A 12,919-nucleotide genomic window follows, 5' to 3' on the forward strand; every position below is an offset into this window, starting at 1 on the left:
CGCATAGTCACCTCGCATAACGTGATAAGTTTAACAGTATCCCTAGTGCTGTCAGCATCAAGGTCAGAGATGATCCGCCATAACTGATCAGCGGAAGGGTTATTCCAGTAACGGGCATGAGCCCGATGACGACGCCGATATTGATAATGACTTGTACAGCCACCATGCCGATAATGCCTACACCCAGCAAACTGCCAAAAGCATCCGGTACTGTCATCGCTACTCGCATACCTCTCCAGACCAGCACCAGGAACAAAAGAAGTACAATTAGTCCGCCAATAAAACCGAGCTCTTCAGCCAATATGGAAAAAATGAAATCCGTTTGCGGTTCGGGCACATAACTGTATTTTTGCCGGCTCATCCCAAGGCCCAGACCTGCCAGGCCACCCGGTCCGATTGCATATAATGATTGTATGATTTGATAGCCCGCACCCAGCGGATCGGACCATGGGTCGAGAAAAGCTGTTATTCGTTTCAGTCGGTAAGGAGCAGCTGCAATCAGCGCGGCAAATCCCATAGCTCCGCCAAGAGCAAGCAGCAACAAATGTTTCATTCTCGCGCCTGCCGTAAAAATAATCAGCATGGATGCACCCATCATGACGGTGCCTGTCCCCAAATCGGGCTGCAGCATAATAATGCCGAAGGCGAGACCTATCAATCCAAGTGGGGGCAACAATCCGGTTGTGAATGTTTTAATTTTCCCCGGTTCCTTGCTCAGCCAGTGTGCCAAAAACAAAATCATGCCCAACTTCATGAATTCAGAGGGCTGAATGCCAAACGATCCAATGCCCAGCCAGCTTCGTGCTCCGCCGCGGACCACGCCGATCCCGGGAATTAACACCGCAATCAGCATAATAAAACAGGCGATCAATATCGGTTTAGCATATTTCCGCCAGACCCGGTAGTCCACATTGGCTGTGACAAACATGGCAGCCAGTCCGAGTCCAGCAAATAACAACTGTCTTTTGACAAAATAAAATGAATCGCCATAGTCATGAAAAGCAAGCACCGAGCCCGCACTATAGACCATAATAATGCCGATGGCAAGCAATGCCACAATACAAATCAGGAGCCAGATATCCGGCGCCGGTCGCGTCTGTTTCATCAGGAGGCCACCCCTTGCATGGAAGTAGGGGCTTTTCCACCCCCCTACTTACAAGTTATGCGCCGCCTCTTTAAAAATGCGTCCCCGCTCCTCATAAGAAGCAAACATGTCCCAACTTGCACACGCCGGTGAGAGCAAGACTACATCACCAGGCGCTGCAAGCCGCGACGCTTCCTGTACTGCAGCGGTTAACGTCTGGGCAGCATCATCCTCATTATCGACGACCTTAATTTGCTTTAATCCCGCCAGTTCCGCGACCTTGGCGATTTTCTCCCGTGTTTCGCCGAGAGCCACAACCCCTTTTACCCGTTCCTGGAACAAGGGGAGCAGCTCCATCATGTCTGAACCCCGATCCAGTCCTCCGGCGATCAGCACGACCGGATCCTTGAAGGAGTTCAATGCCATCACGGTTGCCTTCGAATTGGTAGCCTTGGAATTGTTGTAGTACTTGGCGCCATTGTGCTCCAGCACATACTCCAAACGGTGCTCAACCCCTTTGAATTCGGACAGGGGTACCTCAAGCACAGCCGGATCGGCACCTGCCGCTGCTGCAATGGCTACCGCAGCCAGCGCATTCCCAACATTAAATTGTCCTGGTATTCCAATGTTTTCAACGTCTATAACGATGTGATGGTTTCCTTGACCGTCGGCATATACCACCTGGCGTTTCACATCATCCTCTTCTCCATCCACGTAAGGAGGATCGGCGTACACGCCCGCTTCCAGCTTCTCGGTCATGGAGAACGGAAGCAGCCTGCTTTTAATATAAGGAACGAGTTCCCGGCATACGGGATCATCCCAGTTCAGCACCGCTACGTCATCCGGAAGCTGATTGGCAAAGATTTTAGCTTTGGAAGCGATATAGTCAGCCATATCCCCGTGATAATCCAGATGCGTTTCTGTAACGTTAAGCAGACTTGCAATCCGGGGACGGATATGCACAGTTCCCTTAAGCTGGAAGCTACTAAGTTCAACGACCATCCAGTTATCGGCCGTAGCTTGTTCTGCCGCCTCGCTGAGTGGTGTACCAATATTGCCGGCCACAATCGGGTTCAAGCCTGCATGCTCCAGCATGTTGCCAACCCATGTGGTTGTCGTTGTTTTCCCGTTGGAACCTGTAATCCCGATCATCGGTGCTGCACAGAGGTGGTAAGCCACTTCCACTTCCGTTACAACCTCAATTCCGAGGGAAAGAGCCTGCTGTACTGGTGGCGCCTGATAAGGGATGCCCGGGTTTTTGACCACAAGCTTCACACCCTCATGAATCAGATCATCGGGATGGCCCCCGCATACAACAGAAATTCCCAAAGCCTCCAATTCGGATGCTTCGGGACACTGTTCCCTCTCTTTTTTATCATTCACTGTGACTTTCGCTCCCGCACGGTCCAGCACCTTGGCAACTTGCACGCCACTCTTTGCCAGTCCGAGCACAACAACCTGTTGACCGCGATATGATTCAGGATGGTTCATGATTTACAACCCCTTGTTGAGATAAAGTCCGAGCGCAGCCAAAATAGCACCGACTGCCCAAAAAGTAATAACAACCCGCCATTCCGACCATCCGCTTAATTCAAAGTGGTGGTGAATAGGACTCATTTTGAATACACGCTTGCCCCGGGTCTTGAACGATACCACTTGAATAATAACGGATAGAATCTCGATGACGAACACACCACCAATGATTACAAAAAGAAGCTCCGTCTTCGTAACAATGGCAACGGCACCAATGGCACCACCGATACCTAGTGAGCCCGTGTCTCCCATAAACACTTTGGCCGGATGCGCATTGTATACAAGAAAACCAAGCACAGCGCCAATCATGGCTGCTGCACATACCGCTGCCGGCATAGACGTCGCCTGCATCGCTACAATTGCAAACGCCCCAAACGCAATAGCGCTGATACCAGACAGCAGACCATCCAGTCCATCCGTAAAGTTAACGGCATTGGTGATCGCAAGCATCATGAACACGACAAACGGATAATAGAACCACCCCGTCCAGTCGAAAGAGACGGATGTTCCGGGAATCGAGATGGCTGTGCTGTGCCCATTCTGAATGAGCAAGAAACACATCACCGCACTGAAAAACAGCTGCCCCAGCATTTTTTGTCTGGCGGTCAATCCCAAAGAACGTTTGAATACAATCTTGATATAGTCATCCAGGAAGCCGATCAGGCCAAAACCGAGCGTAGCCACGAGCAGGACATAGAAATCCGTGTTTTTGACTGCTGAAAACTTCAAAAAGGCTAATGTAAATGCAAGCAGGATCACAACCCCGCCCATCGTCGGAGTCCCGCTCTTTTTCAGATGGCTCTGCGGCCCGTCTTCCCGAACCTGCTGTCCGAATTTCATTCGGCGAAGTAATGGAATCAATAGCGGTGCGGCAATCACCGCCAAAATAAATGAAACGCCGATTGTTAACAGTAATACCTGAAAATCCATGGGTTCACCCCTCTAGTCTACTCAATTCTGTAATGATGCTATTTTTAGTGATTCGACCACGTCCTCCAGTTTCATGCCCCGGGAGGCCTTGAACAAAACGACGTCTCTGGGATGCAATTTTTCCAGCAGGTAACGGGTCATCTCTTCCTTGTTCTCAAATGCATGCACAGCTTCTGCCGGCATGTGCAGTTTTGCACCCTCAGCTATATTCACCGATAACGGTCCATAGGTTAGCACCATGTCCATTTTCCCTGGCGTAATATACTCTCCGATGCCACGGTGAAGCTCCTGTTCCTGAGGCCCAAGTTCCAACATGTCTCCAAGTACGGCTACTCGAGAACGATAACCTTTGAGCCCATCCAACACATCAATAGCTGCTTTCATCGAAGTTGGACTTGCATTGTAGGCATCATTAAGCATCGTTAGTCCGCTGACGCCTTGAATAACCTCTATACGCATGCCCGTCAGTTTCAAGCCGGATAACCCAGAGGCAATCTGTTCGGCTGTTACACCAAAGTGACGTGCAACTGCAAGTGCTGCGAGACAGTTAACTACATTGTGTGTACCAAGCAGAGGAAGCGTAAGTGCTTGTTCCCCCAACTGTTTTGTCGTGAAAACAACACCGTTCTGCGCATTCATGAGTCCTGTCGGGTAATCATCATTGTCTGTCTGAAGTCCAAAGGTAAATCGTTTCATTCCCTCGGGCTGCTTCGTTTCCGCTTCAGCCAGAACCTGCTTGATCAACGGCTCGTCTCCGTTATAAATCAACAGGCCGCCTGGTTTCATGCCTGCAGCAATTTCGGCCTTTGCTCTGGCAATCTCCAGCCTGGAGCCAAGCTGCAGCAGATGGGATTCACCAATGTTCGTAATGATGGCGATATCCGGCTGAGCAATCAAAGACAATGCCTCGATTTCTCTGCGCCCGCTCATGCCCATTTCCAGAATCACAATTTCGGTATCTTGTTCCATGCTTAGCACCGTAAGCGGGAGTCCGATATGATTGTTGAAGTTGCCCTGTGTCTTATGCACCTTGAATTTGGTAGAGAGAATGGCATCCACAATGTCCTTGGTAGTTGTTTTGCCATTACTGCCGGTAATGCCCACCACGGAAGTTTGGCTCTCGGCCAGATAAGCAGATGCAAGCCCCTGCAGGGCAGCCAGCGTGTCTTCAACGACGATGACTGCTCCTCCCTGCGGGGGAACACCATGGTCATTCTGCCATAACGCCCCTGCGGCTCCTTTTTCTAAACAGGCTTGCACAAATTCGTGTCCGTCAAACCTCTCGCCGACAAGCGGGATAAACAAACTGCCTTCTACTGGCTTGCGTGAATCCGTAAATACACCTTCAACGCAGATGTCTCCGTAAGCTGTGTAGTCGTTTAGTGTTCCTCCGCACATTTCGGCCAATTGCGCTAATGTTCTTTTTATCAATTGGATTTGCCCCTTATCGCCTCTTTGGCTATGATCCGATCATCGAAATCCGTTTTGGTTGTTCCGATAATTTGATAGGTCTCATGACCCTTGCCCGCAATCAATACTACATCGGCTGGGCTTGCCATTTCAATAGCTTCATGTATTGCCTGACGACGATCTACGACCATAAGATAACGATCAGATGGTACGCCTTCTTCTACCAGACCTACTTCAATATCTTTGAGAATCAGATCCGGATCCTCCGTGCGTGGATTGTCAGAAGTTGCAAATACAATGTCACTATACTTCGCTGCAATTTTCCCCATTAATGGACGTTTGGTCCGATCCCGGTCTCCCCCACATCCGAATACACAGATGACTCGCCCTTCGGCAAACTCTTTTACCGTTCGCAATACGTTTTCCAAGCCGTCGGGTGTATGAGCGTAGTCCACAATAACAGCAAATGACTGACCTTCGTCTACAGCTTCAACACGTCCATCCACACCAGGAACCGTCTCAAGACTGCGTTTAATCTCTTCCAAGGGTACTCCTTCAACAAGTGCAGCAGAGATAGCTGCCATGGCGTTATATACGTTGAATTTCCCTACCATGCGCAAGTTAATGTCTGTACTGCCTGCGAATGTATCCACATGGAAAGACGTGCCCTGCGATGTAATCGAGATTTTGGATGCCCGTACATCAGCATTATCTTCCATGCCATATGTAATGACTTCAGCTGCAGTCACGGATTTGAAATAATTGGCCGATGGATCGTCAGCATTAATGATCGCAAATTTGCGACGGGAAGCATCCTCTGTATACTCGTTGCCAAGTCTTGCAAAGAACAGGCCTTTCGCTGCACGGTACTCTTCCATGGAATTATGATAGTCCAAATGATCTTGGGTCAAGTTGGTGAATACAGCAGTACGGAAATCGGTTCCTTTTACACGTCCCTGCTCCAGCGCATGTGATGAGACCTCCATTACGCAGCAGTCCGTGCCCGCTTGAACCATATCATACAGACTGCGCTGCAGATCGAGTGCTTCTGGTGTAGTTCCCGACATTGGATAGGTCCGGCCGTCGTAACGCATTTGAATGGTACCAATCAAACCTGTCTTCTGTCCATGATCACTCATGATCTTTTCAATCAGATAGGTGGTGGTTGTCTTGCCGTTCGTTCCCGTTACACCAATCATATTCATCTTATGGCTTGGTGAGTCAAAGAAAGAGTCTGCAAGGACTGCCATTGCAAAACGACTGTCTTTGACCAGCAGCTGCGGTACAGGTAGTTCGAGTTGTCGTTCCACGACCAGTGCTACTGCTCCAGCATTCACAGCTTTTTCCGCATAATCATGTCCATCCACCGTATGTCCCGGAAGACAGATAAACAGATCTCCCGGTTGAACCTGGCGGGAATCTGTCTGTAAGTTTTGGCATTCTGTATTAGGCTCGCCAATCAGGCGGGCAGTTGTCAGCTTCGATGCAAATTGTTTTAAAAGCACATGAATAACCTCACTTCTCCAAGTTTACTTCTGCTTAAGGCATTTCTTTTTATTAATATCGTCCATATGGCCATTTAATGAAACGCAACTTTTTGAATTTTGTTGCGCAAGGACCTGGAGCCGGTTAAGGCTCCTGTCCTGCTTCCCCTGTATGATCGTGTGCTTCTTTCAGCACATCACTCATATAGATTCGTATGGTAGAGCCCTGCTCCACCCTTGCTCCTGGCTTCGGAGCCTGGTTAATGACGTACTTCCCGCTACCGGACTTAGCCAGCATAAAGTTCATGTTGAGATCTTCATACAGATCTTCTACCGTTGCACCTGTGAGATCGGGAACCGTAACAATTTTGGTTTCGCCATACTTGTATTCTTTTGCAACCTGATCCTTGCGCACAGGAACATTCATATAGTGCAGCGAGTCTTCAAGAATATTCTGTACAATCGGAGCTGCAACGACACCCCCGAACTGAATCCCTTTTGGATTATCGACAGCCGTGTATACTACGATCTGTGGATCATCTGCGGGAGCAAAGCCAATAAAGGATACAATATGCTCGGAAGAGGAATAACGTCCGTTAATAACCTTCTGGGCTGTACCTGTTTTACCGCCTACCCGATATCCGTCGATGAACGCCGGTCTTCCTGTGCCTTTTGCAACAACACTTTCCAAAGCCTCACGAACCTGCTTGGATGTGTCTTCGGAAATGACCTGCCGCACAAGTTCCGGCTTGACTTCTTCCATCACTTCACCCGTTTCGGGATGAACCCAAGCTTTGGTTACATAAGGTTTGTAAAGCTTGCCTCCATTGATGGCAGCCGATACGGCCGCCACTTGCTGAATGGGTGTAACGGAAACGCCTTGCCCAAAGGCTGTTGTCGCAAGCTCCACAGGACCCACTCGGGACAGTTTGAACAAAATACCACTTGCCTCACCGCTAAGATCAATACCTGTTTTGGTTCCGAATCCAAAGTCTTTGATGTAAGAAAACAAGGACTCTTTACCCAGCTTTTGACCTAGAGCCACGAACCCGGGATTGCACGAGTTTTCCACGACTTGCAGGAAGGTTTGACTCCCATGGCCGCCTTTTTTCCAGCAGCGCAGCCGGGCACCTCCAACTTCAACATATCCTGGGTCAAAGAATTGATCCTGCTGCAGATTCACCTTCTTCTCTTCCAAAGCTGCCGCCAAAGTAATGATTTTAAAAGTTGAACCCGGTTCGTATGTCATCCATATCGGTAAATTCCGATTATAGATTTCAGACGGATACTGCTGGTAATCCGCTGGTTCATACCCTGGTCTGCTGGCCATGCCGAGGACTTCACCCGTTTTCGGGTTCATGGCGATAGCCAGAGCCGAGTTCGCCTGGAATTTGACCATGGCCTGATCCAGTTCCCTTTCCATAATGGATTGGATCGATTTGTCGATCGTCAGCTCCAGGTTAAGACCATCTCTTGGTTCCACATACTTCTCAGATGAGCCCGGCATAAGCCTTCCGGCCGCATCGGACAAGTAGGACACACTGCCATTTAAACCGGTCAACTTCTCATCATACCTTTTTTCGACCCCGGTCAATCCTTGGTTATCAATCCCCGTAAAACCAAGAATGTGAGCAGCCAGATCATCATAAGGATAGAATCGTTTATTATCCTCTGCAACAACGATACCCGGAAGCTTCAAATCACGAATGCGCTGAGCTTTCTCCATCGTAATTTTGCGGCCGCCGGGTTGTAGTCGTACAATCAGTTCTCTTTTCTTGATGGTTGCCAGCACTTTCTCTTCAGTCATTCCAAGTAAAGGGGCTAGTGCCTTCGCTGTAGTCTCCGCTTCCTTCACTTGAGCCGGAATCGCCATAATCGTCGGTGTAGTTACATTATAGGCAAGAGAGGTACCATTGCGATCCAGGATCTCTCCCCGTTTGGCTGAATATGGAATGTTCCGCCGCCAGGACTCCTCCGCTTTCGCAGACAATTCCGGGCCTTTCCCGAGTTGTACATAAGCAAGCCTGATCACCAAGGCCGAAAATAACAATACCAAAATGAGCAAACTCCATAACAGCCTGCGCCGTAGATTTACACTTGAACCCTTCACGAAAAGATCCCCCCACTCGTCCCAAAATCATGACCTCGTTCATTCATGAATATTCGGGACAACCGGGGGTTAGAACAAGCTATAAATTCAATGGCTATGGGAGGACCGGATCAATTGCTGCACCAGAAGACGAGTCCGTCTCATTGGTTGAAGCCTCTGTTCCATCCGAGTTCCCCGTTTCTTCTGTCTTGCTGGACGCTTCTGCTGTCCCCTCTTCTTCTAATGCAGCATCAGAAGACTCAGGATCTTCATCCGCTATTCCGGTTACTGCGGCCTTGGCCGTCTGCAATGTGAGCTGTATGGTTCGCTGTTCCCCGGAGACCTGCTCCTTCTGACTCACAACATAACCCTCACCCTTGACGATCACTCCTACTTTCATGAGTGAAAGAACTTCCATGGCATCACGTAGCGATTCCCCTGTCAGATCAGGCACTTTCATACTGCTGCTGTCTTCCGTAAGTAGATAGATTCGCTGACCTGCGTTCATAAATTCGCCCGCAGCAGGGTACTGGCGAATAACACTCTCGCCCTTCCCTAGTGTCTCGTAAGCAATTCCTGCGTTCAGAAGCTGGCTTCTAGCCTGTTTGGCTGTTTTCCCAGCGAGGTCGGGTGCCTTGGTCTGAACGACGGTAGCTGCCTTTTTGTCCGTGGTCTTTGTTGTATCTTTCGGAACACCCATGTATTGAAGGGTTTGACTGGCAATTTTTTTGAATACTGGAGCTGCTGCAGCACCACCACCAATGTTGGTTCCACTCGGTTGGTCAATGACGACCAGCATCGCAATTTTGGGATTGTTTACAGGGGCAAATCCGATAAACGAAACGACGTCTTTGGTTTTACTATATTCCCCGTTTACCCATTTTCTTGCTGTTCCCGTTTTACCAGCAACCCGGTATCCTTCGATATAGGCGTTGCGCCCAGTACCGATCTGCTGGTCTGCTACAACCTGTTCCAAATAGCCACTTACCAGTTTTGCAGATTCCTTGGAAATGACTTGGCGGACCTCTTTTGGCTTGGTCACTTCAGTTGTTCCGTCATTTGGATTGATGATTTCCTTCACCAGATGTGGAACCATCAGTTTCCCGCCATTAGCAATGGCCGAGATGGCAGCCACCTGCTGAATCGGGGTTACTTGAACCAAACCGTGACCATAGGCTGCTGTTGCAATCTCGGACTTATAAACCAATGGTTTGATCGGTGAAGCGGACTCGCTCGGCAGATCAATTCCCGTTTTTTGGCCAAATCCGAATTCGTCTATGTAATGACGCAGACGTTCGCCGCCAAGCATGTTGTAACCGAGATTAACAAAGGCAACGTTACTTGAACGTTTGACGCCTTCGAGATAGGAAATCGTACCATAAGCATGACCATTATCACTAATCGAAAATCCCCCAATGTTGATCCGTTTGGACTCAAACGTCGCGTTTGGATCAAACAGCTTCTCTTCTACAGCGCCAGCCAATGTAACAATCTTAAATGTTGAGCCTGGTTCGTAGATAGACTGTGTTGCATGGTTGATGAAATCTTTTTGATCCGGGGTTTCCCAGTACGTATTGGGATTAAAATTCGGCCAGTTCGCCATGCCCAAGATTTCCATCGTGTTTGGATCTGCTGCAATGACGGTCATACTGAGCGGATTATACTGAGCAACTGCTTCCTTAATGGCATCTTCAATGTAAAATTGAATGGTATCATCAATCGTCAGCTTCAGGTTATTTCCGTTTTGAGGTGGAAGATAGTTATCCTGAGAATCAGGAAGCTTGATGCCTTTGGCATCCTTTTGGTAGTTCAGGTAACCATCAGTACCCGTCAGTTCTTCATCATACGAAACTTCAAGCCCGTTTACAGCTTTACCGTCACGACTCATGTAACCCAGAAGATGCGATGCAAGCGTCTCTTCGGGGTAAAACCGCTTCGATTCCTGTGCCATTACGATGGCGTTCTGAGCCTTGTACTCTTCCTTCAGTTCTTCCCTAAGCGCGGTTACTTTCGCTGCCAGTTCCGGGCTGATTTTGTACCCCTCACTTCGCACCTCACGCTGTTTGTAAAATTTCCCTTTTTTATCTTTGGCAGTCACCAAAGCACGCATTTCACTTTCGTTTTTACCAAGTATTGCTGCGAGCTTGGTCGTAACGACATCTTCAATCCCAAGTTCATGGATCATCTCGGGATTGACCGATACCGTATACGCAGGCGCATCCGTTGCCAGAATGTTGCCATTCCGATCCGTAATAGACCCCCGGCTTGCCTTAATCGTCTGCTCACGTTCAACCAGCTCGGAGGCATATCCTTGCCAGGTACTGCCGTTTACAACTTGAATAAAAAAGATTCGGGTTATCAGTACAAGAAAAAAGAGGGTAATACATCCCCCTATAAGCAGCGTGCGCATCTTTATTCTTTTTAACATCGGTACACCTCTTTACTTACTTGCTGTATCCGAAGACGACTCTGTGTCCTGTGAGTTCGTTACACCAGTTGAACGAGGCACGATTATAACGTCCTTGCCGGACGCTTCTACATAGCCAAGTTTGCGTGCATTTTCAATAACCAAATTGTTCAGTCTTTCCTTTTCAACCTGCAGGTCAGCAATGGTTTTCTCCGCTTCTCTCGTCTCGGACAGCGTTGATTGAGCCTGCTTGTTCAGTTCATAGATATGAGCATAACGCCACATCAGTGCACCACCGATAACGATACAGATGATCAATGTCATCAGGTACAAAAATTTCTCTCGTGCAGGAAGACCCGTACGACGAGTCACCACTTTGGTGGTTTCCTTGTACCGCTGCTGCGTCACACGTTCTTGGGTTGCTTTTTCTTTCACTGCAAGGTTACCACGTGTATATGCCATACAAAGACTCTCTCCTTCGCTCTTGGTTTACAGTTTCTCGGCTACGCGCAGTTTAGCTGAACGTGCACGGGAGTTCTCGGCCAGTTCCGTATCCGTCGGAATCAGCGGTTTTCTGTTGACTAAACGCAGTACACCTTTACCGCCGCACACGCATAACGGAAAGTCAGGCGGGCACGTACACTTCTCCAGATAACTGCTGAATATTTGCTTGCAAATCCGATCCTCAAGCGAGTGAAAGGTAATAACAGATACACGTCCACCTGGTGCAAGACACCGAACCGCCTGATGCAATGCTTCCTCAAACGCACCCAGCTCATCATTCACTGCAATCCGCAAAGCCTGAAAACTGCGCTTCGCCGGATGTCCACCTGTACGGCGAGCAGCAGCCGGGATGCCTTCCTTGATCAATTCCACTAGCTCTCCTGTGGTCTCGATAACAGCCTGGCTTCGTTTTTCCACAATGACGCGGGCAATTCTTCTTGAAAACTTTTCTTCACCATAACGATATAAAATTCGGGCAATCTCTTCTTCAGGCCATTCGTTGACAATCTCTTTGGCTGTCAGAAATGCATCCTGATCCATCCTCATGTCCAGCGGAGCATCGTGATTGTAACTAAATCCACGTTCTCCTTCATCGAATTGAGGTGATGACACACCCAAATCGTACAAAATGCCATCCACCTGCGGCACGCCGTCCTTCATTGGGACATCCAGTTCTTTCAGAACCTGTTCCAGATCACGGAAATTTGTTTTCACAAGCGTGATGCGATCTCCATACGGAGCAAGCTTTTCGCGTGCATTATCCAATGCCCAATCATCCTGATCCAGTGCGATAAGCCTTCCCCCTGGACCGAGCTTGGAAGCAATGACGGAACTATGTCCTCCTCCGCCTAAAGTGCAGTCCACGTATATACCGTCCTGCTTGATGTTTAATCCCTCTGTTGCCTCTTCTTTGAGTACGGTTATGTGGTGAAACAACCTGCACCCCTCCTGACTTTATAGATCAAAATTAAAATCGACTAGCTTTTCGGCAATGTCGTTGAATGCTTCCTCGGATTGATTGAAATAACTCTCCCATATGCCTTTGCTCCAGATCTCCACCCGGTTCGACACGCCAAGAACAACACAATCCTTGTCCAATTTGGCATATTCCCGTAAATTGCCCGGTAAATTTACCCTGCCCTGTTTGTCCAATTCACATTCGGTAGCACCCGAGAAAAAAAAGCGGGTAAACGCACGTGCATCCGACTTCATCAAAGGCAGTGCTTTGAGCTTCTGTTCCATGACCCCCCACTCCTCCATAGGGTACACGAAAAGACACTGGTCCAAACCCCGTGTGACAACGAAAGACGGCCCCAGAGATTCGCGGAATTTGGCCGGAATAATAACCCGACCCTTGTCATCAATGCTATGTTGGAACTCCCCCATAAACATTGGCCCACTCACTCCTCACCCGTTTCTCCCACTTTGCCCCACTTTCCACCACCTAAGCATAATAGATTCGCACTAAAAAATCAAAA

General features: G+C 48.8%; 10 protein-coding genes. All 10 read right to left on the reverse strand.

Annotated elements, in window-relative coordinates:
- Positions 1-7: 7 nt before the first annotated feature.
- The 10 genes from spoVE to mraZ all read right to left on the reverse strand — a co-directional run bounded on the left by spoVE (position 8) and on the right by mraZ (position 12,833).
- On the reverse strand, positions 8-1,105 hold the full coding sequence (gene spoVE, locus MHB82_RS21555; protein WP_095359456.1) for a stage V sporulation protein E: 1,098 nt from the start codon (positions 1,103-1,105) through the stop codon (positions 8-10).
- A 48-nt stretch (positions 1,106-1,153) separates the two neighbouring features.
- Complete coding sequence (murD, locus tag MHB82_RS21560) at positions 1,154-2,575, reverse strand: UDP-N-acetylmuramoyl-L-alanine--D-glutamate ligase (protein ID WP_341175781.1); 1,422 nt, start codon at positions 2,573-2,575, stop codon at positions 1,154-1,156.
- A gap of 3 nt (positions 2,576-2,578) precedes the next feature.
- The gene (gene mraY / locus MHB82_RS21565) at positions 2,579-3,547 is read right to left on the reverse strand and encodes a phospho-N-acetylmuramoyl-pentapeptide-transferase (RefSeq protein WP_095289967.1); all 969 of its coding nucleotides are present in this window, start codon (positions 3,545-3,547) and stop codon (positions 2,579-2,581) included.
- A gap of 21 nt (positions 3,548-3,568) precedes the next feature.
- A complete protein-coding gene (locus MHB82_RS21570) occupies positions 3,569-4,975 on the reverse strand; it encodes a UDP-N-acetylmuramoyl-tripeptide--D-alanyl-D-alanine ligase (RefSeq protein ID WP_341176679.1) in 1,407 nt (468 codons plus the stop codon).
- Positions 4,975-6,462: a UDP-N-acetylmuramoyl-L-alanyl-D-glutamate--2,6-diaminopimelate ligase gene (locus MHB82_RS21575; RefSeq protein ID WP_341175782.1), complete on the reverse strand. Its 1,488-nt coding sequence runs from the start codon at positions 6,460-6,462 to the stop codon at positions 4,975-4,977. The genes MHB82_RS21570 and MHB82_RS21575 overlap by 1 nt, the downstream gene beginning before the upstream one ends.
- Positions 6,463-6,586: 124 nt before the next feature.
- Complete coding sequence (locus MHB82_RS21580) at positions 6,587-8,551, reverse strand: stage V sporulation protein D (protein WP_095359459.1); 1,965 nt, start codon at positions 8,549-8,551, stop codon at positions 6,587-6,589.
- Positions 8,552-8,645: 94 nt separating this feature from the next.
- Positions 8,646-10,958 (reverse strand): penicillin-binding transpeptidase domain-containing protein, encoded by a 2,313-nt coding sequence (locus tag MHB82_RS21585; protein ID WP_341175783.1) that lies wholly within the window; start codon positions 10,956-10,958, stop codon positions 8,646-8,648.
- A 12-nt stretch (positions 10,959-10,970) separates the two neighbouring features.
- Positions 10,971-11,399, reverse strand: coding sequence for a hypothetical protein (locus tag MHB82_RS21590; RefSeq protein ID WP_341175784.1), 429 nt, complete (start codon positions 11,397-11,399; stop codon positions 10,971-10,973).
- Between the two features lie 27 nt (positions 11,400-11,426).
- Complete coding sequence (gene rsmH, locus MHB82_RS21595) at positions 11,427-12,377, reverse strand: 16S rRNA (cytosine(1402)-N(4))-methyltransferase RsmH (RefSeq protein WP_183521838.1); 951 nt, start codon at positions 12,375-12,377, stop codon at positions 11,427-11,429.
- Positions 12,378-12,395: 18 nt separating this feature from the next.
- The gene (mraZ, locus tag MHB82_RS21600) at positions 12,396-12,833 is read right to left on the reverse strand and encodes a division/cell wall cluster transcriptional repressor MraZ (protein WP_017687291.1); all 438 of its coding nucleotides are present in this window, start codon (positions 12,831-12,833) and stop codon (positions 12,396-12,398) included.
- Between the last annotated feature and the right edge of the window lie 86 nt (positions 12,834-12,919).

Origin of the sequence: Paenibacillus sp. FSL K6-2862 (assembly GCF_038005125.1) — a bacterium.
Lineage (GTDB): Bacteria > Bacillota > Bacilli > Paenibacillales > Paenibacillaceae > Paenibacillus > Paenibacillus illinoisensis_A.